The sequence below is a fragment of the Streptomyces sp. HP-A2021 genome, assembly GCF_022807935.1.
In the GTDB taxonomy this organism is placed as follows: Bacteria; Actinomycetota; Actinomycetes; order Streptomycetales; family Streptomycetaceae; genus Streptomyces; species Streptomyces afghaniensis.
Genome location: NZ_CP094344.1, coordinates 3493600 through 3520560 on the forward strand (window position 1 = coordinate 3493600; position 26961 = coordinate 3520560).

The window sequence follows — 26961 nt, forward strand, 5'->3', positions numbered from 1 at the left end:
TCCACCGCCGACGGGGTCCAGGGAGTTTCCCTGGACCCCGTCGGTTTGCTGCGTACCCGGTTACTTGCCCAGCCGGTCCACTGCCGCCCGTACCCGCTCGTCCGTCGCCGTCAGGGCCACCCGGACGAACTCGGCGCCTGCCGGGCCGTAGAAGTCGCCCGGGGCCACGAGGATGCCTCGTTCGGCCAGGTGGGCCACCGTGTCCCAGCAGGATTCGCCCCTGGTCGCCCACAGGTAGAGGCTGGCCTCGCTGTGCTCGATGCGGAAGCCGTGGGCGAGGAGAGCCTCGCGCAGGAGGGTGCGGCGGGCGGCGTAACGCTCGCGCTGGACGCGGACGTGTTCGTCGTCGCCGAGGGCCGCGACCACCGCGGCCTGGGTCGGTGCCGACGTCATCATGCCGCCGTGCTTGCGGATCTCCAGGAGGGGCGACAGGACCGCCGGGTCGCCGGCCAGGAACGCCGCCCGGTAGCCGGCCAGGTTCGAGCGCTTGGAGAGGCTGTGGACGGCGACGATGCCCTCGTACGAGCCACCGTTGACGTCCGGGTGCAGCACCGAGACCGGGTCGGCCTCCCAGCCCAGCTCCAGGTAGCACTCGTCGGAGAAGAGCAGGATGCCGTGCTCACGGGCCCAGGCGACGATCCGGGTGAGCTCCTCCTTCGGCAGGACCTTGCCCGTCGGGTTGGACGGGGAGTTCAGCCAGAGGAGCTTCAGGCCCTCGGGATCCAGCTCGGTCGGGTCGTCGTAGGCCTCGTACTCGGCGCGGGCCAGGCGGGCGCCCACCTCGTACGTCGGGTAGGCCAGGCGCGGGAAGGCCACCCGGTCGCCGGGGCCGAGGCCCAGCTGGGTCGGGAGCCAGGCGACGAGCTCCTTGGAGCCGACGATCGGCAGGACGTGGCGGTGGGTGACGTCCCGGGCGCCGAGGCGGCGCTCGACCCAGCCGGTGATCGCGTCGCGCAGCTCGGGCGTGCCCCAGACGGTCGGGTAGCCCGGGGAGTCCGCCGCGGCGACCAGCGCCTTCTGGATCAGCTCGGGGACCGGGTCGACCGGGGTGCCGACCGACAGGTCCACGATGCCGTCCGGATGGGCGGCGGCCGTGGCCTTGAACGGCGTCAGCTTGTCCCAGGGGAAAGTGGGGAGACGGTCGGAGACTGCGGACACGGTTTCTGGCTCACTTTCTGGTACGTACGAGCCGTCGCGGCAAACGCCTCGGCCCCGTACGGCGACCAGGGCGTGATCGGGCCGTACGGGACCGAGGCGGCACGGATGTGCGGGCCGCTTGCGGTGACTAGGCCTGCGGCGGCAGCGCGGCGATGAAGGGGTGGTCGCGCTCGATCAGCCCCAGCTTGCTGGCACCGCCGGGCGAGCCGAGCTCGTCGAAGAACTCGACGTTCGCCTTGTAGTAGTCCTTCCACTCCTCCGGAGTGTCGTCCTCGTAGAAGATCGCCTCGACCGGGCAGACCGGCTCACAGGCACCACAGTCGACGCATTCGTCCGGGTGGATGTACAAGGACCTGGAGCCCTCGTAGATGCAGTCGACCGGGCACTCCTCGATGCACGCCTTGTCCTTGACGTCGACACAAGGCTGCGCGATGACGTAGGTCACGCTGTCGTTCCTCCTCGATAGGGCGCTGGCGGGCCTCCTCAGGCTCCGCCGCCTGGCGCGCGGGAGCGCGGCGTCGTCGATGCCCGCCCCTAGTATCTCCGTTCCTGGGCATGATCCGAACAGGAGGGGTGAACTGACCTGTGGAAATCTCTGCGGCCGGGCGGCTCGAGGTCCGTATCACCGCTGCTGACGTGGGCAAACGGGTCTCCGTGCGGAGCTTGATCGAACATGCGGCTCCGGGTGAGAAGTTCACCGACACGGTCGGAGTTCTCACATCATGGGACAAAGGTGTGTTGCTGATCACACGAAAGTCCGGCGAGAGCGTCCGCATAGCGGAATCCACGCTGGTCGCGGGCAAGGTCGTGCCCGACGCGCCGGCGCGTCGCCGCGGTCCGGCCGCGTCCTACGAGGAACTCGCCCGGGTCGCCGCGCGGGCTTGGCGGCCCGTGGAGAGCGAGCGGCTCGGGGACTGGGAGCTGCGGGCCTCGTCCGGGTTCACGCGCCGGGCGAATTCCGTGCTGCCGCTCGGTGACCCGGGCGTGTCCCTGGACGAGGCCCTCGACGCCGTTCGGCGGTGGTACGGCGAGCGCGGCCTGCCCGCCTACGTCCAGACCGCGACCGGTGCCGAGGGCACACAGGAGCTGCTGTGCGCGGAGCTGGAGAAGCGGGGCTGGGTGCGGGAGGTGACGGCGGAGTTGTGGATCGGGCCGCTGGCGCCGGTCGCCGACCTCGCCGAGCCGTCGGAGGTCGTACTGGCCCGGGAGGCCGACGAGGCGTGGCTGGCGCGCTACCAGCGCAAGGGCGTGAGCGAGGTCGCCCTGCGGGTGCTGGGGGCCGGGCCATCGGTGTGGTTCGCGACCGTGCCCGGTACGGCGGAGGCAGCGGCCCCGGCCGCCATCGGGCGGTGTGTCGTCGACGGGCGGTGGGCCGGGTTCGCCGCCGTCGAGGTCGATCCGGATCTGCGGCGGCAGGGACTGGGCACGGCCGTGATGGCGGCGCTGGCCCGGCGGGCCCTGGAGGAGGGCGCATCGGCCGCGTGGCTCCAGGTCGAGGCCGAGAATGAGGGAGCACGGGCGTTGTACGCCGGGATGGGCTTCGCCGCGCACCACGCCTACCACCACTACCGGGAGCCGGATGCCCGGGCTCCCGGCCGGTAACCGATCGTCGTGAGAGGGCACGAGCCAGCTATGCGTCCCCCCTACCCCCCGCCCCCGGAGCGTTCCGCCGAGCTGCGGCGGCGGTTCGCCGAAGAGGCCCGGTCCGAGCGGCCCGATCTGTCGACGCTGTGCCTGCTGGTGGGCGCGGTGGCGGACGGAGCGCTGGACGAGGCGGGCATGGACGCCGCGCAGGTCGAGCTGGACCGGCTGGCCGGGCTGCTGCCGTACCGGCCCGGCCGGCCGCAGGCGTGGGCGGTCGCCCTGCGGGAGCTGCTCGGGGACCGGATGGGGTTTCACGGCGCCCCGGCCGACTACCAGCGCCTTGAGTCCTCACTGCTGCACGAGGTGCTGGTGCGGCGCCGTGGGCTGCCGATCCTGCTGTCCGTGGTGTGGATGGAGGTGGCCCGGCGGGCCGGGGCGCCGGTGTACGGGGTGGCTCTGCCGGGGCATTTCGTCGTCGGCTTCGGGCCTGACGAGGGGCAGGTGCTCGCCGATCCGTTCGACGGGGGGCGGGTGCTGACGGGGGCGGACGCCGAGTTGCTGGTCGCCGGGGCGACGGGGGCGCACCTGGATCCGTCGATGCTGCGGCCGGCCGACCCGCTGGATGTGGTGTTGCGGATTCTGAACAACGTGCGGGCGTGGGCGGCGGCTCGGCCGGAGCGGTCGGATGTGGCGTTGTGGGCGGTCGAGCTGTCGTTGCTGCTGCCCTCGCATCCGGCTCGGTTGCGGTACGAGCGGGCGCAGTTGCTGGTGGGGCGGGGGGATTTTCTGGGTGGGGCGGTGGAGTTGGAGGCGTATGCGGAGGTTCTGGGGGCGGTGGATGAGGGGGCCGCGGATCGGGTGCGGGGGGAAGCCCACGCGGCCAGGGCCATGTTGAACTGACGCGTTCTCGCCGTGGGGCTGCGGGAAGTGGGCGTGTGCGGGTTGTTCGTGGTTGATCGCGCCCGCGCGGCGGAGCCGCATATCGATACAGCCCCGCGCCCCTCGAAGAAGGTCGGACTACAACCAGCCTTTTTCATGGGCTACGCGGACTGCCTCGGCGCGGTTTCTCACTGCCAGTTTCTGGATGGCCGTGGAGAGGTAGTTGCGGACCGTGCCCTGGGAGAGGTGCAGGGTTTTGGCCAGTTCCGCGTTGGTGGAGCCGTCTGCCGCTGCTCTGAGGACTTCTCGTTCCCGGTCCGTCAGCGGGTTGGCGCCTTCCGCCAGGGCCGCTGCCGCGAGGGTCGGGTCGATGACGCGTTCGCCGGTCAGGACCTTGCGGATCGCCTCGGCCAGTTGCGCGGCGGGGGCGTCCTTGACCAGGAAGGCGTCGGCGCCGGACTCCATGGCGCTGCGGAGGTAGCCGGGGCGGCCGAAGGTGGTGAGGATCACCAGCCTGACGTGCGGGAGTTCGGTGTGGAGGCGGGCCGCGGCCTCGATGCCCGTCGCGCCGGGCATCTCGATGTCCAGGAGGGCCACGTCGACGGCGTGTGCGCGGGCCGCGTCCAGGACCTCGTCTCCGCGGGCCACCTGGGCGACGACCTCGATGTCCTCCTCCAGGCCGAGCAGGGCGGCCAGGGCCTCGCGGACCATCGACTGGTCCTCGGCGAGCAGGACCTTGATCGTGCGGCTCATGCCGGGGATCCTATGTCCGCCGGTCCGGCCGAGGGCACGCGGGCGACCAGGCGGAAGCCGTGCTTGAGCGGGCCCGCCTCCAGGGTGCCGCCGGCCTTGGTGAGGCGTTCGGTGAGGCCCGTGAGTCCGTTGCCGTGGCCGTCGCCCGGGCCGCCCGAGCCGTCGTCCTCGACGGCGAGTTCGAGCACCGGGCCGTCGAGGGTCTGGCGGTGCAGCAGCTCGACCGCGCAGCGGCGGGCGCCGCTGTGCCGTACGACGTTGGTGACCGCCTCGCGCAGCGCCCAGGCGAGGGCGGTCACGCTGTCCTCGGGGACACCGGTGAGGTCGGGTTCGGCGGGCAGGTCGGCGGTGACACCGGCCGCGGTCAGGGCGGCCCGGGCACCGGCGAGTTCGGCGTTCAGGCGGGGGCGGCGGTAGCCGGTGACGGCCTCGCGTACGTCGACGAGTGCCTGGCGGCTGACCTGCTCGATGTCGGCGACCTGCTGGGCCGCCTTGCCGGGCTGGTCAGGGAGCATCCGGCCGGCCAGCTCGCTCTTCAGCGTGATGAGGGAGAGCGAGTGGCCCAGCAGATCGTGCAGGTCGCGGGCCAGGCGCAGGCGTTCCTCGTTGGCGGCGAGCTGGGCGACGGTGGCGCGGGCCTCGCGCAGCGCGATGGTGGTGCGTACGAGTTCGCGCACGCCGGTCATGGCGAAGCCGCCGAGCAGGGCCGGGAGGAGGAGCCCGCCCAGGTACGGCAGGCCGTCGTGCGTGGCGAGCCCCACAGCGGTCAGCAGCGCACACGCGGCCGGGATCGTCCAGCGGGCCATGCGCAGGGGCAGGGCCGCGCCGGACGCGATCGAGACGTACACGAACAGCACCAGCCACTCGCGGCCCAGGGTGAGGGCGAGGAGCGTGGACTGGGCGGCGAGGACCCCGAGCGAGCCGAGGACCAGGGCGTTGCGCTCGCCGCGGCCGGTGCGGAAGACCAGCAGCATGTACCAGGTGACGAAGGCGGCCAGGCCGATCCAGCCGAGGACGCGCACGCCCGTGCTGTGGTTGCCGTGCAGCAGGTCGGTGACGGGTGCGCTCAGGTAGACCAGCCAGATGCCGGTCCACAGCGCCTTCACCGCCCGCTGCCTGCGGTTCACGGGGCGCTGCCCCATGCCGAACCCGACGCCGCTCACGCCTTCAGGGTGTCCTTCCGGTACAGCCAGGCCGCGCCGCCCGCGAACAGGGCGAAGGACACCACGAGGACGACGAGGTCCTGGACGTGCGGGGCGCGGCTCTGCTCGATGGCCTGCCCCAGGGCAGCGTACGCGTGCGTGGGGAGCCACTTCGCGATGTCCTGGAGCCAGCCCGGGAACGTGGTCGTCGGCATCCACAGGCCGCCGAGCATCGACAGGCCGAAGTAGGTGATCATGGTGATCGGGCGGACCGCGTCGCCGCTGGCGAGATAGCCGATGGCGACGCCGAGCGCGGCGAAGACGAGGCTGCCGGCCCAGATCGCGCCGGTGAGGGCGAGCCACTGCCAGGCGTCCAGGCGTACGTCCTTCACGGCCGCCGCGACGGCGAAGACGATGACGATGGACGGCAGGCTGACGACGGCGGCGCTCGCGGTCTTGGCGAGGACGTAGCCGCGGCCCGGCAGCGTCGTCAGGCGCAGCTGCCGTACCCAGCCGCCCTCGCGCTCCTTGGCGATGCGTTCGCTGTTGCCCATGAGGACGGCGGTGAGGGCGCCGAAGGAGGCCATGGAGACCATCATGTAGGTCGGGAGGGTCAGGGCGCTGCCGGGGACCTTCGTGGTGCCGTCGGCGTTGCCCGCGATGATCAGGAACAGGACCGACGGGTAGATCACGGAGAAGAACAGGAACTTGCGGTTGCGCAGGGCGCGGGCCAGTTCCAGCTTGATCAGGCTGTTCACTTCGACTTCGCCTCCTCGGCGGTCGTGATCGCGACGAAGGCCTGCTCCAGGCCGAGCCCGGCGACTTCGAGGTTGCGGGGGTAGACGCCGAGGCCGTAGAGGGCGTGGACGGTGGCGTCGGCGTCGGTGGACTGGATGCGGACGGTCCGGCCGGAGACCGTCAGGGAGGTCAGGAAGGGCAGGTCGCGCAGGGCGGCCTCGTCGACGCGGCCCGCAAGGTCGAAGGAGATGCGGCGGGCGCCCGCCTTGGCCTTGATCTCGGCGGCCGTGCCGTCGGCGAGGAGCCGGCCGCGGTGCAGGACGAGGACCCGGTCGGCGACGGCGTCGGCCTCTTCGAGGTAGTGGGTGGCGAAGAGGACGGTCCGGCCCTGGTCGGCCTGCTCGCGCATGGTGGCCCAGAAGGCCTGGCGGGTGGTGACGTCCATGCCGGTGGTGGGCTCGTCCAGGACGATCAGGTCGCTGTCGCCGGCGGTGGCGAGGGCGAAGCGGACGCGCTGGGCCTGGCCGCCGGAGAGCTTGTTGACCTTGCGGTCGGCGATCTGCTCGATGCCCGCGCGGGACAGGACCTCGGAGGGCCGGTACGGCTTCGGATGCAGGTCGCAGGCGAGCCGCACGAGTTCGGCGACCGTGACCTCGTCCATCAGCCCGCCGCTCTGCAGCATGGCGCCCACGCGCCCGGCGACGATGGCGTCCCGGGGGCTGGTGCCGAAGAGGCGGACCGTGCCGCTGTCGGGTTTTTTGAGGCCGAGGAGCAGGTCGAGCGTGGTGGACTTGCCGGCGCCGTTGGGGCCCAGCAGCGCCACGGTCTGCCCCGGGCGCAGGGCCAGGGTCAGTGCGTCCACCGCCCGGACGGCGTCGTATGCCTTGCTCACCTGGTCGAACGCGACCACCGAGGCTGTCGTTGTCATGCGGCCATGGTGGCTTCGGGGGTGTGGGCGGGGGCAGTGTCGGGCGTCCGGAGTGCCGCATGACAGATGTCATCCCCGCGGGATGACCGGGCGCCGCACGAGAGCCCCCGCCCACAGCGGGCAGGGGCTCTCGTGCGGCGGGTGGCCGGAGGTCAGTTCGGCTTGGTGTCGATGACTCCGACGCGCTCCGCGGGCGTCTTGCCCCGCAGGGCCTTGCGCAGGGCCGTGACGACGTCCTGCGGCGTCACGTCGCGCTTGCCGCTCGCGCCCTCGATCTGCACGCCCTCGAAGGTCTTGCCGTACGCCTCCTGGAGCGCCTTGAGGTTGTACGTCTCCACGAGCTTGCCGTCGACGGCCTTGAAGCCGAGGATCTTCGGAAGGGACACGGGGCCGAAGTCGATGCTGTGCGCCGCGTCCGTGCGAACGGTGGCGAGGTCGGACATCGCGGGCTGCGCGAACTCCTTGAGCATCCGGTCGACCTCGGCGTTCGAGACCGTCGGCTGCCGGGTGGTGGTCGGGAGGTTCACCGTGCCGGGGGTGCCGGTCTCCACCTGGGTGCGGTACGCCTCCTCGACCGCGGCGGTCGACTTGGCGACGTCGATGCCCTTGCCCGTCTTGCCGTACACGGGGACGGCCTTGCCGCCCTCGAACTTGATCGTGCCGTCGGTCGACGCGCCGGAGCCGCCCGCGGCGGCCTCCAGGGAGGCGTGCAGCTTCTCCTCGTCGATCGGCATGACGGGCGTGACGACCCGGTGGTTGCCGAAGAGCGAGCCGATCACGGAGATCGGGTTGTAGTCGCTCTTCGCCGCCGCGTCGGCCGTGGCGTCCATGTCGAACTGGAGTCCCGCCTTGTCCGGGTCGAGGGACACGGTCTTGCCGCCCACGGACAGCTTCAGCGGCTTGCCCACACGGCCGTCGAAGGCGTCGTCGAGCTTCTTGACCGCGCCGTCGCGGGTGGTGCCGCCGATGTCCACGCCGAGCACGCTGGTGCCCTTGGGCACGTCGGTGCGGTTCATCAGCAGTCCGGCGCCGTAGACGCCACCGGCCACGACCACCAGGCCGGCCGCGAGCAGCACGAGCTTGTTGCGCCCCTTCTTCTTCGGCGCCTTCGAGGAGCTCGCCGGGGGCGGGGAGACCGGCTCGGGCAGCTTCGGGGCCGTGTGGGGCACCGGGGCGTCACCGGGCGCGCCCGGACCGAACGACGAGGCCGCGCCGGGCGGTACGACGGGGATGCCGCTGGTGACGGTGTGCCCCGAGACGTTGTCGTGGCGGGCGGCGTAGCCCTGGCCGTCCGGAGGCTCGGGGGCCGGCTTCTGCGGGGTGAGGATGGCGGTGTCGTCGCTCATCCCGCCACCCGGGCCGTGGCCTGCGGCGCCGTGGCCGGCGGGAGCGGCGGTGCCGGGGCCACCAGGGCCTCCGGGGCCAGGACCTCCAGGACCTCCGGGCTTGGCCGTACCGGCAGGTCCGCCGGGTCCGCCCGTGCCGGCGGGGCCGCCTATGGCTCCGGGTCCGGCAGGCGCACCGGGGCCGCCCGGCCGGCCGGGGTCGTTGAAGGCGCCCGGGGCGCCGGGGCCACCGGACGTGCCGGGGCGACCGGGCTCGTCGAACGCGCCCGGGCCACCGGGCCTGCCCGGCTCGTTGAAGCTGCCAGGGCCACCAGCACGACCGGGGTCGTTGAAGCTGCCGGGCCCACCGGGACCACCGGGCTCACTGAAGCCGCCGGGCTCACCGGAGCGACCGGGCTCGTTGAAGGCGCCCGGGCCACCGGGTCCGCCCGGCTCACTGAAGCCGCCAGGGCCACCGGAACGACCGGGCTCATTGAAGCCGCCAGAGCCACCCGGATCGTCGAAGCCGCCAGGGCCACCCGAACGACCGGGGTCGTTGAAGCTGCCAGGCCCACCGGGACCGCCCGGCTCACTGAAGCCGCCAGGGCCACCGGAACGACCGGGCTCATTGAAGCCGCCAGAGCCACCCGGATCGTCGAAGCCGCCAGGGCCACCCGAACGACCGGGGTCGTTGAAGCTGCCAGGCCCACCGGGACCGCCCGGCTCACTGAAGCCGCCAGGGCCACCGGAACGACCGGGCTCACCGAAGGCGCCAGGCCCGCCGGGGCCGCCCGCCGGTGGGGCCATCGGGCCGTCGCCGGTGACCGGACCGCCCGTCGGGCCGGCCGGGCCGCCGGGGCCGCCCGCGTCGCCGAAGCCGTTGGGAGCGCCCTGGCCTCCGTAGCCGCCCTGGCCGTTCTGGCTGAGGCGGTCGTTCTCGGAGAAGTACGGCAGGTCGTCGCGGCGCGTCTCGCCACCGTCGCTGCCCGGGGCCGGACGTGAACCGTTGCCGAGCGGGCCGGCCGCCAGTGCCTCGGTGACGTCGAAGGAGCCCGTGCCGCCGCCGTGCCCGGGCGCGACGGGGCCGCCGGTCGCGCCGCCGGGAAGCCCCGCGCCGTTCGTGCCGCCGGGCCGGGAGCCGCCCGGCCTGCTCATGGAACCGACCACGCCTCCGGGCCGCCCGGCACCGGAACCACCCGCAGCGGAACCACCCGCGGCCGGGCCGCCTGAACCACCCGCCGCCGGGCCCGAACCGCCCGGCAGACCGGCCCCGTTGGTGGAGCCGCCGCCCTGACCGGGCTTGCCCGAGCCGGACTTGCGGGGCGCGAACCAGTCACTGGTCGGCTTGTCCTCGGCGGACTGGCCGGACTGGCCCGGCTCGGCAGCAGACTCGGCCGTGCCGGTGCCCCTGGGCGTGGCGGCGCCCGGGGCGTTCGCTTCGTTGCCCGCTCCCGCACCGGAACCGGCACTGGTGTCGCCGGAGCCCTCCGCCTCCGCGACGGGCTTGCGCACCACCACCGGCGGAATGGGCCGTGACCCGGGGATGTTGATCCGGATCCGGGTCGTCAGCGTGGTCTCGGTCTTGCGTTCCTCCGGCCGCGTGGCCGAACGGCCCGCTTCCGTACCGCCGTCGGAGACCGCCGGGGTCCCGTAGGGCGGCGTACCCGACGGGTAGGCGGCTCCGCCGCGCCCGTTGGGCCCGGAGGACGGAGTGTCAGTTTCACGACTCAAGGCAGGTTCTCCCGGTTGGCTCCGCCGCCCGACACAACCTCACGCGGGCAGCTCGGCGGCGCGCACCACCATACTGGCCACTTCTCGCCCGTATCTCAGGACCGCTGGGGAAACTCACACCGGACCCCCACGGGCGCGTCCTGGCGAAGTGGTACGTCACTTGCCAAGTCGGACGTGGTCGCCGTCCGGTTGCCGCCCCGGGGCGAGGGTGGCGCAGATCACAGCGACAGCGATGCCTCCGAGCAGGAAGAGATAGGAGCCGCTGCCCGCCGCGAAGAGGAAGTCGCCCTCCGGGCGGCTGGCCGTGAGCAGGACGATGGCGAGCATCCAGCCGGCGGCGGCCGCGACGCCCCCGGCCCGCCCGCGGGTGACCCGCGCGGCACCGAGGACGAGCCCGGCCTCGCCGGCGAGGGCGAGCAGCAGCCCGCCGGGGAACCACGCGGGCTGCACCAGTGCCCCGGCCGCGCCGATCACGGCCCCGAGCAGGAAGAAGCCCGCATAGACGGCGGCCCGTCCGGCGGAGGGCGGCCGCATCGGCTGCGCGAGCATCGGAGTCCGGTCGTTCATGAGGCCTCCTCGACACCGGCGAACAGGTCCGTCTCCCGCTCGCCGGGTCCCCGCTCGCCCCGCACCAGCTCGTAGTACTCGGTCGTGAGGATCGGCTGGGCGAGTTCGTTGGACAGTGCGAAGTACGGCCCCGACACGCTGATCTGGGTGGCGTGGGCGCTCATCGCGGCGGTCTTGGCGGCGGCGTGCGCGGTGCCGTCGACCGCGGTGGTGATCCGCTCGTCGGCCACGACGCCCGGTACGTCGTCGACGTCGGCCGCCTTGGCGAACGGGAGGCCGGGCAGGTCCTCCCGGAGCCGGGCGAAGGATTCCTCGACAACCGGCCGGGGGACCCGGTTCCAGTAGACCTTGGGGATCGTCCAGCCCGACTCGGCGGCCAGCTCTGCCGCGCGCATCGCGACGCGGTGGGCCTGGATGTGGTCGGGGTGGCCGTAGCCGCCGTTGTCGTCGTAGGTGACGAGGACCTGCGGACGTACCTCGCGGATCACCTCGACGAGGTGGGCGGCGGCCTCGTCGACGTCGGCCTGCCAGAAGCAGGAGGGGTCGTCGTTGTCGGGCAGGCCCATCATTCCGGAGTCGCTGTAGCGTCCGGCGCCGCCGAGCAGGCGGAAGTCCTGGACGCCGAGCTCGGCCATGGCGGTGGTGAGCTCCCGGCGGCGGTGCTGGCCCAGGGCGGGGCCGCTCAGGTGCGCGAGCTCGGGCGGGATGACCTCGCCGCGTTCACCGAGGGTGCAGGTGACCAGGGTGACGTGGGCACCCTCGGCCGCGTACCTGGCCATGGTCGCGCCGTTGTTGATCGACTCGTCGTCCGGGTGCGCGTGCACCAGCAGCAGACGCCGGTCGGGCAGTTCCGTCATGGACCCCAGCCTACGAGGTCCCGCGGTCAGAACTTGATGCTGCCGATCATGCCCGCGATGTTGGTCGTCAGCTCGTTGATCGTGGGAGCCACGGTCGAGGAGGCGAGGTAGAAGCCGAGCAGCATGCAGACGATCGCATGCCCCGCCTTCAGACCTGACTTCTTGATGAGCAGGAAGACGATGATCGCCAGCAGCACCACCGCCGAAATCGAGAGTGCCACGGCGGCTCACCTCCAAAGATCCACGAGGGCGCGGGGGGTCGGACTATGGGGGCATCAAATCCGTACAGCAGCCAGCAGGTTCATACCCACTATGCGACATTGATCATAACTATCCGTCTGCGCGCATCGATCGGCGCACGGCCGCACAAGGGGGCGCATGGCCAATATGGTCAGGGCATGACGACCGAGCCTGACTCCTTCCCCCGGCGGCACGCCCGTACCCAGCGCTTCACGCTCGGCGCGCCGCGTTCGTTCACTGTGGCGCCCGACGGTTCACGTGTCGCGTTCCTGCGCTCCGGTTCCGGTACGGACCGGGCGAACTCGCTGTGGGTCCTCGACACCGAGGAGGGCGGGGAGCGCGTCGCCGCCGACCCGCGCGCCCTGCTGGGCGGTGCCTCGGAGGACCTCTCGCCCGAGGAACGCGCCCGGCGTGAGCGCAGCCGGGAGGGTGGCGCCGGCATCGTCGGGTACGCCACCGACACGGCCGTCGAGTTGGCCTCTTTCGCCTTGTCAGGGCGGCTTTTCGCGGCCGAGCTGCGGGCCGGGACGGCGCGTGAACTGCCCACGCCCGGGCCGGTGATCGACCCACGTCCGTCGCCCGACGGGCGGTATGTCGCCTACGTCGCGCAGGGTGCGCTGCGCGTGGTGGGCGCGGAGGGGGACGGCGACCGGGCGCTCGCCGAGCCCGAGTCGGAAAATGTCTCATATGGGCTGGCCGAGTTCATCGCGGCCGAGGAGATGGGGCGGTCGCGCGGTTTCTGGTGGGCTCCGGAGTCGGACCGGCTGCTCGTGGCGCGCGCGGACGACACGCCGGTGGACCGGTGGTGGATCTCCGACCCGGCGCATCCGGAACGCGAGCCGCAGCGGGTGGCGTATCCGGCGGCGGGCACCGGCAACGCGGACGTACGGCTGTTCGTCATCGGTCTGGACGGGGTGCGCACGGAGGTCGCCTGGGACCGGGCGCGGTACCCGTATCTGGCGCGTGTGCACTGGTCAGCGGCAGGCGCGCCGCTGCTGCTCGTACAGGCGCGCGACCAGCGCAGCCAGCTGATCCTCGCGGTGGATCCGGAGTCGGGCGCGACCCGGATGGTGCACGCCGACGAAGATCGGATTTGGCTTGATCTTTTCCCCGGGGTGCCGTGCTGGAGTCCGGCCGGGCAGCTGGTGCGGATCGCGGACGAGGGCGGTGCGCGGCTGCTGGCGGTCGGGGACCGGCCGCTCACGGGGGCGCAGCTGCACGTGCGGGCCGTGCTGGACGTCTCCGCCGACGACGTGCTGCTCTCGGCGTCGGCGGGTGAGGAGGCCGCCGACGCGGAGACGGGCCAGGTGCATGTGTACCGGGTGAACGAGCTGGGCGTGGAGCGGGTGTCGCAGGAGCCGGGCGTGCACTCGGCGGTGCGGTCCGGGGACCTGACGGTTCTGGTCTCGGCGACGCTGGATCGGCCAGGTGTGCGGGTGCAGCTACTGCGCGACGGGAAACCGACGGTTGTTGTCCCCTCGTACGCCGAAGATCCTGGTATGTCCCCCCGAGTGACACTCACCGAGGGGGGCGCACGGCGCATCCCGTGCGCCGTGCTTATGCCTCGGGACTACGCCGGTGACACCCCCCTGCCGGTGCTCATGGACCCGTACGGCGGGCCGCACGGGCAGCGGGTCCTCGCGGCCCACAACCCGCACCTCACCTCGCAGTGGTTCGCGGACCAGGGATTCGCGGTGGTCGTCGCGGACGGCCGGGGCACCCCGGGCCGCTCCCCCGCCTGGGAGAAGGGGATCCACCACGACTTCACGCTCTCCCTGGACGACCAGGTGGAGGCCCTGGAGGACCTCGCGAAGAGGTTTCCGCTGGACCTGTCCCGGGTGGCGATCCGCGGCTGGTCCTTCGGCGGCTGGCTGGCGGGCCTCGCGGTGCTGCGCCGGCCGGACGTCTTCCACGCGGGGATCGCGGGCGCCCCGGTGACGGACTGGCGCCTGTACGACACGCACTACACGGAGCGCTACCTGGGGGCTCCGGCCGAGCAGCCGGACGCGTACGCGCAGAGCTCCCTCGTCACGGCGGACGGCCTGTCCTCCCCCGCCGAGCCGCACCGCCCGCTGATGATCGTGCACGGCCTCGCCGACGACAACGTGGTCGTCGCCCACGCCCTGCGCCTGTCCTCGGCCCTCCTGGCCGCCGGCCGCCCGCACGAGGTGCTGCCGCTGTCGGGGGTCACCCACATCACCCCCCAGGAACAGGTCGCGGAGAACCTGCTCCTGCTCCAGGTCGACTTCCTGCGCCGCGCTTTGGGACTGGGCTGAGCCACAGACATCCCGAGGAGCACCGCAACCATCAATTGAGGAACCACGGCGAAGCGGCAACCAGGTCCGCGAAAGCGGCGCCGGTTCAGGCGCAAAGAACAGCAACGGGCCGGGGCGACATGGCGCGCCCCGGCCCGTTTACGGCACCCGCACGGCCGTACGCTGTTCAGCCTGACGCGTCCGTATATCGGAATCGGGTCGGCGAAGTTGCCTGTGTGTTAACGCAGTTCGCGGGGGTTTGTGCGGCTGTGCGTGCCACCTCGGCGGCACGCACGGCCGGCCGTCAGGCCGCGTGGACCACGTCCTTCTCCTCGGCGAAGTGGCAGGCCGACTCGTGGGCCGCCGGGGTGTCCTCGCCCTTGAAGCGCTCGGGGACCGCGAGGAGCGGGACCTCCTGGGCGCACTTGTCCTGGGCCTTCCAGCAGCGGGTGCGGAAGCGGCAGCCCGAGGGCGGGTTGGCCGGGGACGGGACGTCGCCGGTGAGGATGATGCGCTCGCGGCCCTCACGGGACTCCGGGTCGGGGACCGGAACCGCGGAGAGCAGGGCCTGGGTGTAGGGGTGGGTCGGGTGGTCGTAGATCTCCGTGTCCGTACCGATCTCCGCCATCTTGCCCAGGTACATCACACCCACCCGGTCCGAGATGTGCCGGACGATCGACAGGTCGTGCGCGATGAAGAGGTAGGACAGGTTGAACTCGTCCTGGAGCTTCTCCATCAGGTTGATGACCTGCGCCTGGACGGACACGTCCAGCGCGGAGACCGGCTCGTCGCAGATGATGATCTCGGGGTTGAGCGCCAGGCCGCGGGCGATGCCGATGCGCTGTCGCTGACCGCCCGAGAACTGGTGCGGATAGCGGTGGATGTACTCGGGGTTGAGACCGACCACGTCCAGCAGGTCCTGGACCTTGCGGCGGCGGTCGCCCTTCGGCGCCACCTCGGGGTGGATCTCGAAGGTCTCCCCGATGATGTCGCCCACCGTCATACGGGGGTTGAGCGACGTGTACGGGTCCTGGAAGACCATCTGGATGTTGCGGCGTACGGCCTTCAGCGCGCGCCCGGACAGCTTGGTGATGTCCTGGCCCTTGTAGAAGATCTCGCCCGCGGTCGCCGTCTCCAGCATCATCAGCAGCTTGGCGACCGTGGACTTGCCACAGCCGGACTCGCCGACGATGCCGAGCGTCTCGCCCTGGTAGAGGTCGAAGGAGACCCCGTCCACGGCCTTGACCGCGCCGATCTGACGCTTCAGCAGGATGCCCTGGGTCAGCGGGAAGTGCTTCACCAGGTTGCGGACCTGCAGGATCGGCTCACCGCGCTCGACCGGCGCCTCGATCGCGGCCACGGCCTCCTCGTCGGTGGCCGCGTCGACCGTCTCGACCTCGGTGACGTTGGGGGTGGCGTCCATGGACTCGTCCGTCTTCTCCAGGTCAGCCATGGATCGTCTCCTTCCAGAAGTGGCACGCGCTGCCGCGGCCGACCAGCTCGCCGCCGTCCCGCTCGGTGACCGGGTGCAGGGACGGGACGTCCGTACGGCAGATGTCCTGCGCCTTGGGGCAGCGCGGGTTGAAGGCGCAACCGGACGGGATGCGGGTCAGGTTGGGCGGCAGGCCCTTGATCGCGTACAGGTCCTGGCCCTTCTGGTCCAGGCGCGGGATCGACTCGAGCAGACCCTTGGTGTAGGGGTGCGCGGGCCGCTTGTACAGCTCGTGCACCGGGGCGGTCTCCACGATCCGGCCCGCGTACATCACCGCGATCTTGTCCGCGACGTCGGCGACGACGCCGAGGTCGTGGGTGATCAGGATCAGACCCATGTTGTACTCGCGCTGCAGGTCCGCCAGCAGGTCCATGACCTGGGCCTGGACCGTCACGTCGAGGGCCGTGGTCGGCTCGTCGGCGATGATCAGGTCCGGCTCCAGGGCGAGCGCCATCGCGATCATGATGCGCTGGCGCATACCCCCGGAGAACTGGTGCGGGTAGTCGCCGACGCGCTCCTTCGCGGCCGGGATCTTCACGCGGTCCATCAGCTCGATCGCCTTGGCCTTGGCGTCCTTCTTGCTCAGGCCCTGGTGGACGCGGAACATCTCGCCGAGCTGGTAGCCGACGGACAGCACCGGGTTCAGCGCGGAGAGCGCGTCCTGGAAGATCATCGCGATCTTGCTGCCGCGGATCTTGCGCCGAGCGTCGTTGGACATGGTGAGCATGTCCTCGCCCCGGTACAGGATCTGGCCCTTGGGGATCCGCCCGGGCGGCATGTCGAGGATGCCCATGATCGCCTGGGCGGTCACGGACTTGCCGGAGCCGGACTCGCCGAGCACGGCGAGGGTCTCGCCGGAGCTCACGGTGTAGTTGACGCCGTTGACGGCCTTGGCCACGCCGTCACGGGTGTGGAACTCGACGTGCAGATCGCGCACTTCGAGCAGGGGAACGTCGCCGCCGGCCGCGCCTCGCGGCTCGGGCACGTTACGGGTCTCTTCGATGGTGGTCACGTACGCCCTCCTCAGCGCAGCTTCGGGTCAAGGGCGTCGCGCACCGCGTCGCCGAGCATGATGAACGCGAAGACCGTGAGGCTGAGCATGCCCGCCGGGAACAACAGCGTGTGCGGGTTGTCCCGGATCACCTTGCTGCCCTCGGAGATGTCGATGCCCCACGAGATCGTCGGGTCGCTGAGGCCGAGACCGAGGAACGACAGCGTCGCCTCCGCGGAGATGTAACCGCCGAGGGCGATCGTGGCCACGACGATGGTCGGCGCGATGGCGTTCGGCATCACGTGGCGGAACAGGATCCGCGTGGTGCCCGCGCCGAGCGCCCGGGCCGCCGTCACGTAGTCCGCCTGCTTGGCCGTGATGACCGAGCTTCGCGTGACGCGCGCGATCGAGGTCCAGCCCAGGCAGGCCAGGGCCAGGATCACCACGTACACCTTGCGCTCGGTGAAGGCGTTCAGGACGACCATCGTGCCGAGCAGGAACGGCAGGCCGAAGAAGATGTCGACGATCCGGGAGATCAGCGAGTCGATCCAGCCGCCGAAGTAACCCGCCAGCATGCCGAGCAGACCGCCGAGCAGGGTGACCAGGGCGGTCACTCCGACACCGACGAGGATGGAGGCGCGGGTGCCGTGGATGACGCGCGAGTAGATGGAGCGGCCCTGCTGGTCGTAGCCGAACCAGTCGGGCTGGAAGAAGTGCCCCAGCTGCGGCTTGCCCAGGTAGTGGTGGACGAGGTCGCCGTCGCGCGGGTCGACGCTGGTGAACCAGCCGGGGAAGGCGGCGATCACCAGCAGCAGGACCAGCAGCACCGAGGAGATCCAGAACATGGGCCGGTGCCGCAGGTCGTACCAGGCGTCACCCCACAGGGAGCGCGGCTTGTCGCTCTTCTTGCCGCTCTCCTTGGCGGGGGTGTCGACGGCCGGCGGGGCCACGGCGTCCACGGTCGCGGCGTCGGTGGTCTGGGCCTTGGTCACGTCAGGCATACCGGATCCTCGGGTCCAGGACCGCGTACAGCAGGTCGATGAGCAGGTTGATCAGGAGGATGACGAGGACGAGCACCGTCACCACACCCGTGACCGTCGAGCCCTCGCTCGTCTGGATCGCCCTGTAGAGGAGGTTGCCGACACCCTGGATGTTGAAGATGCCCTCGGTGATGACCGCGCCGCCGATGAAGCCGCCGACGTCGGTGCCGACGAAGGTGACCACGGGGATCAGCGAGTTGCGCAGCAGGTGGACACCGATGATGCGGCGTCGGGGCAGGCCCTTGGCGAGCGCGGTGCGCATGTAGTCGGCCCGCAGGTTCTCGGCGAAGGTCGTCCGGGTGAGCCGGGCCACGTACGCCATGGACAGCATGGCGAGGACGAAGGCCGGCAGGAACAACTGCGAGAAGTCCGTGGAGTCCTGGACGTTGGGCGGCAGCCAGCCGAGTTCGTCCGCGAAGATGAACCGGGCGATGAAGCCGAGGACGAACACCGGGATGGAGATCACCGTCAGCGTGAAGACCAGCACACCGGTGTCGGCGGCCTTGCCGGCCCTGAGACCGGCCCAGGCGCCGAGGCCCACACCGATGATGATCTCGATGGTGATGGCCAGCAGCGTCAGCCGCAGAGTCACCGGGAAGGCCTCGGACATGAGGTCGACGACCGGGCGGCCGGCGAGGTTCTTGCCGAAGTCTCCCTGGAGGAGATTCCACATGTAGTGGACGTACTGTTCGAGGACGGGCTTGTCGAAGCCGTACTCGCGCTTGATCTGCGCGATCTGTGCGGGATCGGGAGCCTTGTCCCCGTAGATGGCCCGGACCGGGTCGCCCGGCAGGATGTGGACCATCAAGAAGATCAACAGAGTTGTCCCGATGAAGATCGGGATCATCTGGAGCAGTCGCCTGGCGGCGTAGCGCCCCATCTTGCGCCTCCATGCCGTGAGGGGTCGGCGAGGCCTGCGCACTCATCTACCGCAGGTGAGGGGGTGAGGTGGAGGCCTGTGCCTACGGGCCGGTGCCGCCGCTCCCCTGTTCCGGGAGGGGCGGCACCGGCCTGCGGTCATCTGGTTACTTCTGCTTGACCTGGATCGAGTCGAAGATCGGGTCACCGTCCTGGCCGTACTTGATCTTGCCCAGGATCTTGGTGGACTGACCGCTGTTGACCTTGTAGACCCAGAGCGGGATCGCCGGCATGTCCTTGGCGAGGAGCTGCTCCGCGTCCTGGTACATCTTCACGGTCTCGTCGATCGAGCCGGCCTTGTCCGCCTCGGAGCTCAGCTTGTCGAACTCCTTGTTGGAGTAACCGCTGGTGTTACCGGCCGACTTGGTGCCGTACAGGTCGCGCATGAAGTTCGAGTTGACCGGGTAGTCGAGCACCCAGCCGCCGCGGTACATGGACTTGACCTCGTGGGCGTCACGGGCGTCGAGGTCGGCCTGGAAGGTCGGCTTCGGGTCGCCGGTGCACTCCACGCCGGTGGACTTGCGGATCGAGTTGCAGACCGCGTCGACCCACGGCTTGTGGTCCTGGTCGGCGTTGTACTGGATCTGGATCTTGTTGCCCGGGACGCCGCCACCCTCCTGGATGAGCTTCTTGGCCTGGGCCGGGTCGAACTTGACGATGTCGCCGAGCGCGCCCTTCTTGTAGCCGAGGACGCCCGGGGCGACGTAGGAGTCGGCCGGGGTACGCGTGCTCTGGAGGACGGTCTTGGTGATCGTCTGGCGGTCGATCGCCATGGACAGACCCTGGATGACCTTGGGGTCGATGTCCTTGAACTGCTTGGTGTAGAACGCCGGGACGATCGACTGGACGGCCGAGTACGGCTGGTCGATCGCGCGGTCGCCGAGGTCCGTCTTGTAGCTGGCCAGCGCGGTGGTCGGGACCTGCTCGATCCAGTCCACGTTGTCGGAGCGCAGGTCGGAGTACGCGGCGTCGGCGGTCGTGTAGTTCTTGAAGTCGATGCCGCCGTTCTTGGCCGCGTTCGGACCCTTGTAGTCCGCGAACTTGCGGACCTTGATGAGCTTGTTGTGCTCCCAGGAGACGAACTTGTACGGGCCGTTGCCGACCGGCTTCTCGCCGAACGCCTTCGGGTCCTTGAAGAAGGACTCGGGCAGCGGCGACCACACGTCGTAGCCCAGCTTGTACGCGAAGTACGAGACCGGCTGCGTCAGCTTGACGGTGAAGGTGTTGTCGTCGACGACCTTCAGGCCCGACATCTTGTCGCTCTTCGGGTCACCCTTCTCCGGGTGCACGTCCTCGAAGCCCACGATGTCGGAGAACCAGCTGGAGTTGGTCTGGTTGTTCTTGATGTTGGCCGACCAGTTCCAGGAGTCCACGTAGGACTTGGCGGTGACCGGCGTGCCGTCGTGGAACTTCCAGCCCGGCTTGAGCTTCACGGTCCACTCGGACGAGTCGTCGTTCGGCGTGACCGACTCGGCGTTGACGTACACGAGCTTGCCGGTGCCGGGCTCGTAGTCGACCAGGCCGGCGAAGATCGTGCGCAGGACACGGCTGCCCTGGCTCTCCTTGGCGTTGGCCGGCTGGAGCGGGTTCTGGGGCTCGCTCAGCTGCGCAGTGACGATGCCGTTCGGGTCGGCCTTCCCCTTGTTCATGTCGTCGCCGGCACTGTCGTCGCCGCCGCCGCAGGCGGTGGCGGCCAGGGCGACGACTATCGCCCCCGCGACCCACTTGGCGCTCTTGGCACCGCGCATGGGTTCCTCCTATGAAGTCATTGGTTCACCGCAAAGGGAGCACAGACAGACCACCGCACCGCCCGTCGCCGGTGCCGGAAATCGTCAGGTGCCCCCGCGCTCGTGAGTCGGCGCCGCCTCCAGCGAGTGACCCGTTCATCCGAGCTCTACGCGCCTAACTATCTGCCATGCGCCAGGAGCGAACCACACTCTCGAGGTCTCGGTTCGATCACAGCTCGCGTATACATCTTCCAAAATCCGGACAAAGGGTTTGGTGAAAGATCCCTGCGAAACGGACTTGTTACACATCTATCGGTGGCGCGTGTCCGCATTCCGGACGCGAGAATGAGATAAACCGCTTGCGGCTACCGTGGCTGCCGTGCAGGCTGCCACCGGTGGCTGTGGCGCACTCGTCGCCCGCTCAAGAGGCCTCCACCGCAAGGCCGTTGTGCGGCCTGTGCGCGGGCAGAGCGCGGCACTTCCGCAGCAGGGTAGTGCGAACGAGGCGCTCCGGACGGCTCTCCCCGGCAAATCGAGGGTTTTCCCTCACCCTTCCCTTCGCGTTCCCTCCGCTTTACGACGGCACCGACCACGGCACCGACGACACCGGGCACCCCGCGAGGCGGGGTGCCCGGTGTCGTCGAACGGCAGGCGTCAGCCGTGCTTGGCGCGGCTCGCGGCGCGGGCGCGCTCGCGGGCGTCCAGGTTCACCTTGCGGATGCGCACGGCCTCCGGGGTGACCTCGACGCACTCGTCGTCGCGGCAGAACTCCAGGGACTGCTCCAGCGACAGCTTGCGCGGCGGGACGATCGACTCGGTCACATCGGCCGTGGACGACCGCATGTTGGTGAGCTTCTTCTCCTTGGTGATGTTGACGTCCATGTCGTCGGCGCGGGAGTTCTCGCCGACGATCATGCCCTCGTACACCTCGGTGCCCGGCTCGACGAACAGCACGCCGCGCTCCTGGAGGTTGGTCATCGCGAAGGCGGTGACCGCACCGGCGCGGTCGGCGACCAGGGAGCCGTTGTTACGGGTCTGCAGGGTGCCGAACCAGGGCTCGAAGCCCTCGTGGATGGAGTGGCCGATGCCCGTGCCGCGGGTCTGGGTCAGGAACTCGGTCCGGAAGCCGATCAGACCGCGCGAGGGCACGACGAACTCCATGCGGACCCAGCCGGAGCCGTGGTTGGACATGTTGTCCATGCGGCCCTTGCGGACGCCCATGAGCTGCGTGACGGCGCCCATGTGCTCCTCGGGCACGTCGATCGTCATGCGCTCGACCGGCTCGTAGACCTTGCCGTCGACCTCCTTGGTGACGACCTGCGGCTTGCCGATGGTCAGCTCGAAGCCCTCACGGCGCATCGTCTCGACCAGGATGGCCAGCGCCAGCTCACCACGGCCCTGCACCTCCCAGGCGTCCGGCCGCTCGGTGTCCAGCACCCGGAGGCTGACGTTACCGATCAGCTCGCGGTCGAGGCGGTCCTTGACCTGACGGGCGGTGACCTTGCGGTCCTTGACGGCCGCCTTGTTGTCGGCGCCCTTGCCGGTGGCGCCACGGCCGACCAGCGGGGAGGTGTTGGTGCCGATGACCATGGAGATCGCGGGCTCGTCGACCGTGATCAGCGGCAGCGCGACCGGGTTCTCCGGGTCGGCCAGGGTCTCGCCGATCATGATGTCCGGGATACCGGCCACGGCGCAGATGTCACCGGGACCGGCCACCTCGGCCGGCTTGCGGGTGAGCGCCTCGGTCATCATCAGCTCGGAGATACGGACGCTGCTGACGGACCCGTCGCGCTTCATCCACGCGACCGTCTGTCCCTTGCGCAGCTCGCCCTGCTCGACGCGGAGCAGCGCGATGCGGCCGAGGAAGTTGTCGGCGTCCAGGTTCGTGACGTGGGCCTGGAGCGGGGCGGCGTCGTCGTAGCTCGGGGCCGGGATGTGCTCAAGGATGGTGGAGAAGAACGGCTCCAGGCTGGTGGAGTCGGCCGGGACCGTGCCGTTGTCCGGCTTGGTCAGCGAGGCGATGCCGTCGCGGCCGCAGGCGTAGACGATCGGGAACTCGATCTGCTCCTCGTCGGCGTCCAGGTCGAGGAAGAGGTCGTAGGTCTCGTTGACGACCTCGTCGATCCGGGCGTCCGGGCGGTCCGTCTTGTTGATGCAGAGGATGACGGGCAGCCGGGCCTGGAGCGCCTTGCGCAGCACGAAGCGGGTCTGCGGGAGCGGGCCCTCGGAGGCGTCCACGAGCAGGACGACGCCGTCGACCATCGACAGACCGCGCTCCACCTCGCCGCCGAAGTCGGCGTGGCCGGGGGTGTCGATGATGTTGATGGTGATGACGTCCCCCCCGTCCTTCGGGTGGTACTTCACCGCCGTGTTCTTGGCCAGGATCGTGATGCCCTTCTCACGCTCCAGGTCGTTCGAGTCCATCATGCGGTCGTCGACCGAGTCGAGCTGGTGCGCGGCGAAGGCGCCGGCCTGCTTCAGCATGCCGTCGACGATGGTGGTCTTGCCGTGGTCGACGTGGGCGACGATGGCGACGTTGCGGATGTCGTGGCGCGTGGCCATAAGAAGGCGTACTCCCGGAGTGTGAGGAATGCCCTGCGCGTACGTCGGTGGTGCGCGGGCCCTGCCGGGCTCAACATGCCACGGCCTCACCCCATGGTACGGGTCCGCGGGTGCGGGGGTGAGCCGGGATACGTCGGTGCAGGTCAGCTCCTGTTTCACAGCACTCGGCGCCGGCGCCCGGGCCTGCTGGGGGCTACCCCCCGGACGGGCTGGGAGTGTCAGCCCCGGCCTGCCCGGAGACCGTCCTGCCGTCCGCTTCGGAGGCCCCGGTCAGCCGGTCCCGCGTGGCGACGCGGGACCAGGTGAAGGTTCCTCTTCCCCCCCGTGCCCGAACGCCCCGCGCCCGCACCATGATCGCTGCTGGGCTCATGGTGCGGGCGCCGGGCGGTGACGGCAAGGGAACTACGGGGTCGCCGATCCCTTCGCCGACGGGCCCGAGGCCGGCTTCGCGCCCTTCTTCAGGAAGCCCATGTCCTCGTAGGCGGGGGTGCCGAAGCCGAAGGCGCCGGTGTTCACGAGGTTCTTGCGGGTCGCGATGAGCTGGGGGCGCTGGAAGAGGGGGATGGAGCCGGCCGCCGCCCAGATGCGGGAGTCGGCCTTGCGGATCAGGGAGCGGGAGTCGCTCTCGTCGAGGGTGGACACGGCCTCGTCGAAGAGCTGGTCGACCTGGTCGGTGCCGACGCGGGTGTAGTTCTGCTCGACGTTCAGGGAGCCGTCGGCGGCCGGGACGGGCTTGGCGTAGACGGGGCGGGCGTCGGTGGCGGGGAAGGCGGTGGCCGGCCAGGAGTAGAGGGCGAGGTCGTACTGGCCGGACGCGATGTGGTCCTTGAAGTAGGACTCGTCGGAGACCTTGGAGATGTCCGTGCCGATGCCGACGCGCTCCAGCATGCGGGAGATGCGGTCGGCGACCGTGCGCAGCGTCTGGGAGCCGGGCCCGGAGGGGAGCACGAAGCGGAGCGTGAGGGGCTTGCCGTTCTTGGCGAGCGGGGCGGCCCCGCGGTTCGCCGGGGCGGCGGTGCCCTTGGGGGCGTAAGCGCCGGGGGCACCGCCCCGGGCCGGGTGCTGGTACTGCTTGCCGTCGTGGGCGAGGTGGTCGGCGGGGTCCTTCCCGCCGTGCGCCTTGTTGTCCTCGCCGACGACGTACGTGCCTTCGTCGTCCTGCTCGTTCCGGGAGGAACCGGAGGCCTTCTCGCCCTCGGCGCCGGCCGCCTTCTCCCCTTCCTTCTTCTTCTGCTCCTTGACGGGGCCGCCGCGCACCCACCCGGCGTCCGCGAGCAGGGCCTGGGCCTCCTTGGTGTCCTGGCCGCCGAGGGCGCCGCTGTTGTCGGCGTAGTGGGCCTGGCCGGACAGGGCCAGGTGGCTGCCGACCGGGACGGCGGGCAGGCCCAGGGGCTTCAGGACGGCCTCGGCCAGTTTCCTGCGGTCGAGGGCGCGGGCGACGGCCCTGCGCACGCGCTCGTCGGCGAGCGGGCCCTCGGCGCCGTTCAGGGCGAGCTGGGTGAAGGCCGGCTCCAGGGACTTGCGCACCTCGAACCCGCGCAGGGCCTGCTGCTGCCGGGCGTACTTGGCGGCCGCCTTGCGCAGCTTCTTGCGGGCGACGGTCTCCTCGTCGGCGGCGTCCTCGTCGGTGCCGTTGGCGACGGCCCAGGAGTGCAGGGCGTCCGCGGCGGACCGGTCGGCGCCGGGGCCCATCAGGGGGCTGCTGGAGCTCTGGGGGCGGGCGGCGACGGTGATGCGGCGGGCGGCGGTGGGGTCGATCTCGGCCACGTCGAGGGTGCCGGCGGCCAGCTCGGCGGCCCGCTTGTCGCGCGGCACGGTGCGCAGCACGATCTCGGAGAGCTTGGCGGGCTTGCCCCACCAGCGCGGATTGCGGGCGAGGGTGATCTCGTCGTCCTCGCGGTCGACCTTCTCCACCGTGAAGGGACCGGCGCTGACCTTGAGCTTCCTGCGCGCCCCGTCGTTGAAGGAGTCCGGGGTGCCCATGACGTCCTTCGGGTACAGCGGCGAGAACAGGGAGCGCCAGTCGGCGTAGGGGCGGCTGAAGGTGACCCTGACCTCCAGCGCGTTGTCTCCGCGCTCGACCTTCTGGATGCGGTCGTAGCCGGCGTTGCGGGCGGTCCAGTAGGCGGTGTCCTTGCCGGACAGGGCGCGCCACTGGGCGGCGAAGTCGGCGGCGCCGATCTCCCGGCCGTCGCTCCAGACGGCCTGCTGGTTCAGCTTGTACAGGACGACCTGCTTGGGCTCGGTCTCGACGACCTCGGCGGACTCCAGGTAGGCGGGGTTGCGCTCGGGACGGCCACTGGCGTTCATCCGGAACATCGACGGCAGGGCGGCCTGGGCGACGCGGAGGGTGGTGGCGTCGGCGTCCGACTGGAAGGTGTTCAGGGTGTCGGGCACGGAGTCGACGGCCCAGCGCAGGGTGCCGCCGTCGGCGATCCGGTCGCGGCCCGCGGGCTGGATGTCCGGTGCCGCGAGCGGCTTGCCCGCCGGGTCCTCGGAGCCGCATCCGGTGAGCGCGGGCACCGCGAGCACACCCGCGGTGAGGAAGGCGACCGAACGCGTGACCGCGCGCGGGCCGACGCCGTGCTGGGACATCTGTGCTACCTCCGGGAAGCCGCGGGCGTTATGATCACTTTTGGCGGTATTTGGAGTTCATCTGATGTATGCGGCCACTGAAGAGGAAAGGGTTCGGCAACACAGAGCGACACGGCGGTCACGGGCGGGAAGTCACCCGGGCGGCGCAACGCACCGCAGGGTGCACCCGCACGCCTCGGCCAATCGATGCACATCCCTTCACAGCACAAGGTGTGACGCGCAACACTCGCAGGCGCATGAACGTTGCCGCCTTGGGCCTCGAAGGACCCGCGGAAGTGAGGGCAAGTCATGTCCGTTCACGACGAACTGACGTCAGTCCAGCGCAGTCTCGACGAGCTGTTCCGCTCGCTGGGACGCCTGGAGAAGCAGCTCGGCACCGGCGGCCTGGAGATGCGCCGCGTCCGTGCCGACGCCAACCACCTGCGCGAGAGCGTCGCCCTGCTGCGCGACGCCGCCGCCACACCGGCCGCACCCAAGCGCCCCGACCTCGTCACCATCTCGGACGCGCCGTACGACCCCTCGCTGTGGGTCGACTCGGACGACGAGGGGCTCGGCGCCCGGGACCGGCGCGCTCCCTGACCGGGAGGGCGTCGAGCGACCGGCACCTCCCCCGAACCCGACCGGAGTCGTCAAGTGGCCACTGGTACGGAACCTCCCGCCACAGAACCCCATCACCGAAGCGGCGGCGTACGGGCGGGTACGCGCGCCGCGATCGAGGCCCCGCACCTGCGCACCGACCGCTGGTGGCTGGCCCCGGCCGGCACGGTCGCCGGCCTGCTGGCCTTCATCGTCTACTCGACGTGGCGGGCCTTCGCCGACGCCGACTACTACGCGGCGCCGTACGTCTCGCCCTTCTACTCCCCCTGTCTGGCGGAGCGCTGCGAGCCGATGAGGGCCGGCCCGAACTGGGAGATCTTCGGCAGCTGGTGGGGGATCTCCCCCGCGATCATCATCCTGATCTTCCCGCTCGGCTTCCGCCTGACCTGCTACTACTACCGCAAGGCCTACTACCGGGGCTTCTGGGCGTCCCCGCCGGCCTGCGCGGTCGCCGAGCCGCACAAGAAGTACACCGGTGAGACCCGCTTCCCGCTGGTGCTGCAGAACATCCATCGGTACTTCTTCTACGCCGCGATCGTCGTCGCCGGGATCCTCACCTACGACACCGTGCTCGCCTTCCGCGACGAGAACTACGAGTGGGGCCACATGGGCCTCGGCACGCTCGTGTTCCTGGTCAACATCGTGCTGATCTGGGCGTACACGATCTCCTGCCACTCGTGCCGGCACATCGTCGGCGGCAAGCTCAAGCACTTCTCCAGGCATCCCGTGCGCTACCGGATGTGGCAGTGGGCGGGCCGGCTCAACGCGCGGCACATGCAGCTCGCCTGGGCGTCGCTGGTGTCCGTGGCGCTCGCCGACTTCTACGTCTACCTGGTCGCGTCCGGTGCCTTCGACGATCCGCGGTTCTTCTGATGAGGGGTG

The 26961-nt window shown here is 70.7% G+C and carries 22 protein-coding genes; 5 read left to right on the plus strand and 17 right to left on the minus strand.

Translation table 11 applies throughout. From position 1 onward, the window contains the following. Window positions 1-60: 60 nt before the first annotated feature. Both MQE23_RS15775 and fdxA read right to left on the minus strand, forming a co-directional pair. Window positions 61-1158 carry a bifunctional succinyldiaminopimelate transaminase/glutamate-prephenate aminotransferase gene (locus tag MQE23_RS15775; protein ID WP_243379421.1) on the minus strand — a complete coding sequence of 366 codons (1098 nt, stop codon included), beginning with the start codon at window positions 1156-1158 and terminating at the stop codon, window positions 61-63. A gap of 127 nt (window positions 1159-1285) precedes the next feature. Beyond that, window positions 1286-1603, minus strand: coding sequence for a ferredoxin (gene fdxA / locus MQE23_RS15780; protein ID WP_010047804.1), 318 nt, complete (start codon window positions 1601-1603; stop codon window positions 1286-1288). Window positions 1604-1743: 140 nt separating this feature from the next. On the opposite strand from fdxA, the gene MQE23_RS15785 reads away from it, so the two are divergent. Together MQE23_RS15785 and MQE23_RS15790 are read left to right on the plus strand one after the other, a co-directional pair. Continuing rightward, window positions 1744-2760, plus strand: coding sequence for a GNAT family N-acetyltransferase (locus MQE23_RS15785; protein ID WP_243379422.1), 1017 nt, complete (start codon window positions 1744-1746; stop codon window positions 2758-2760). A gap of 30 nt (window positions 2761-2790) precedes the next feature. Beyond that, window positions 2791-3642 carry a tetratricopeptide repeat protein gene (locus MQE23_RS15790; protein WP_243379423.1) on the plus strand — a complete coding sequence of 284 codons (852 nt, stop codon included), beginning with the start codon at window positions 2791-2793 and terminating at the stop codon, window positions 3640-3642. A 117-nt stretch (window positions 3643-3759) separates the two neighbouring features. Here MQE23_RS15790 and MQE23_RS15795 read toward each other — a convergent pair whose 3' ends face one another. From MQE23_RS15795 to MQE23_RS15830, 8 genes are all read right to left on the minus strand, one after another. Then, window positions 3760-4374, minus strand: coding sequence for a response regulator transcription factor (locus MQE23_RS15795; protein WP_020270819.1), 615 nt, complete (start codon window positions 4372-4374; stop codon window positions 3760-3762). Next, window positions 4371-5537 (minus strand): histidine kinase, encoded by a 1167-nt coding sequence (locus MQE23_RS15800; protein WP_243379424.1) that lies wholly within the window; start codon window positions 5535-5537, stop codon window positions 4371-4373. The genes MQE23_RS15795 and MQE23_RS15800 overlap by 4 nt, the downstream gene beginning before the upstream one ends. Further along, window positions 5534-6274, minus strand: coding sequence for an ABC transporter permease (locus tag MQE23_RS15805; protein ID WP_020270817.1), 741 nt, complete (start codon window positions 6272-6274; stop codon window positions 5534-5536). The genes MQE23_RS15800 and MQE23_RS15805 overlap by 4 nt, the downstream gene beginning before the upstream one ends. Next, window positions 6271-7182 (minus strand): ABC transporter ATP-binding protein, encoded by a 912-nt coding sequence (locus MQE23_RS15810; RefSeq protein WP_020270816.1) that lies wholly within the window; start codon window positions 7180-7182, stop codon window positions 6271-6273. The genes MQE23_RS15805 and MQE23_RS15810 overlap by 4 nt, the downstream gene beginning before the upstream one ends. Window positions 7183-7334: 152 nt before the next feature. Beyond that, entirely contained in the window at window positions 7335-10238 is a 2904-nt protein-coding gene (locus tag MQE23_RS15815; protein ID WP_243379425.1) for a hypothetical protein, read from the minus strand. A gap of 156 nt (window positions 10239-10394) precedes the next feature. Further along, complete coding sequence (locus MQE23_RS15820) at window positions 10395-10805, minus strand: DUF6113 family protein (protein WP_020270814.1); 411 nt, start codon at window positions 10803-10805, stop codon at window positions 10395-10397. Continuing rightward, window positions 10802-11662, minus strand: a complete 861-nt coding sequence (gene mshB / locus MQE23_RS15825; protein ID WP_020270813.1) for an N-acetyl-1-D-myo-inositol-2-amino-2-deoxy-alpha-D-glucopyranoside deacetylase — start codon at window positions 11660-11662, stop codon at window positions 10802-10804. The genes MQE23_RS15820 and mshB overlap by 4 nt, the downstream gene beginning before the upstream one ends. 26 nt (window positions 11663-11688) lie before the next feature. Beyond that, entirely contained in the window at window positions 11689-11883 is a 195-nt protein-coding gene (locus MQE23_RS15830; protein ID WP_030842840.1) for a hypothetical protein, read from the minus strand. Window positions 11884-12060: 177 nt separating this feature from the next. Here MQE23_RS15830 and MQE23_RS15835 point away from each other — a divergent pair, with 177 nt between their 5' ends. Next, complete coding sequence (locus tag MQE23_RS15835; RefSeq protein ID WP_243379426.1) at window positions 12061-14178, plus strand: prolyl oligopeptidase family serine peptidase; 2118 nt, start codon at window positions 12061-12063, stop codon at window positions 14176-14178. 283 nt (window positions 14179-14461) lie between these two features. Here the strand turns inward: MQE23_RS15835 and MQE23_RS15840 are convergent, their stop codons facing one another. The 7 genes from MQE23_RS15840 to MQE23_RS15870 form a co-directional block, all read right to left on the minus strand. Then, complete coding sequence (locus tag MQE23_RS15840; protein WP_010047833.1) at window positions 14462-15610, minus strand: dipeptide ABC transporter ATP-binding protein; 1149 nt, start codon at window positions 15608-15610, stop codon at window positions 14462-14464. Further along, window positions 15603-16661 (minus strand): ABC transporter ATP-binding protein, encoded by a 1059-nt coding sequence (locus MQE23_RS15845; RefSeq protein WP_243379427.1) that lies wholly within the window; start codon window positions 16659-16661, stop codon window positions 15603-15605. Before MQE23_RS15845 ends, MQE23_RS15840 begins: the two co-directional genes overlap by 8 nt. Window positions 16662-16672: 11 nt before the next feature. Next, window positions 16673-17641 (minus strand): ABC transporter permease, encoded by a 969-nt coding sequence (locus MQE23_RS15850; RefSeq protein WP_037667683.1) that lies wholly within the window; start codon window positions 17639-17641, stop codon window positions 16673-16675. Beyond that, complete coding sequence (locus MQE23_RS15855; RefSeq protein ID WP_020270808.1) at window positions 17634-18560, minus strand: ABC transporter permease; 927 nt, start codon at window positions 18558-18560, stop codon at window positions 17634-17636. Before MQE23_RS15855 ends, MQE23_RS15850 begins: the two co-directional genes overlap by 8 nt. Before the next feature lie 145 nt (window positions 18561-18705). Next, on the minus strand, window positions 18706-20346 hold the full coding sequence (locus MQE23_RS15860; RefSeq protein ID WP_020277548.1) for an ABC transporter substrate-binding protein: 1641 nt from the start codon (window positions 20344-20346) through the stop codon (window positions 18706-18708). Window positions 20347-20979: 633 nt separating this feature from the next. Next, entirely contained in the window at window positions 20980-22887 is a 1908-nt protein-coding gene (gene typA / locus MQE23_RS15865; protein WP_243379428.1) for a translational GTPase TypA, read from the minus strand. 402 nt (window positions 22888-23289) lie between these two features. Then, a complete protein-coding gene (locus tag MQE23_RS15870; RefSeq protein ID WP_243379429.1) occupies window positions 23290-25482 on the minus strand; it encodes an ABC transporter family substrate-binding protein in 2193 nt (730 codons plus the stop codon). A 288-nt stretch (window positions 25483-25770) separates the two neighbouring features. Between MQE23_RS15870 and MQE23_RS15875 the strand changes: the two genes are divergently transcribed. Together MQE23_RS15875 and MQE23_RS15880 are read left to right on the plus strand one after the other, a co-directional pair. Continuing rightward, a complete protein-coding gene (locus tag MQE23_RS15875; protein WP_020277543.1) occupies window positions 25771-26061 on the plus strand; it encodes a hypothetical protein in 291 nt (96 codons plus the stop codon). 54 nt (window positions 26062-26115) lie between these two features. Further along, window positions 26116-26952, plus strand: a complete 837-nt coding sequence (locus MQE23_RS15880) for a hypothetical protein (protein ID WP_020277542.1) — start codon at window positions 26116-26118, stop codon at window positions 26950-26952. The last annotated feature ends 9 nt before the right edge of the window (window positions 26953-26961 follow it).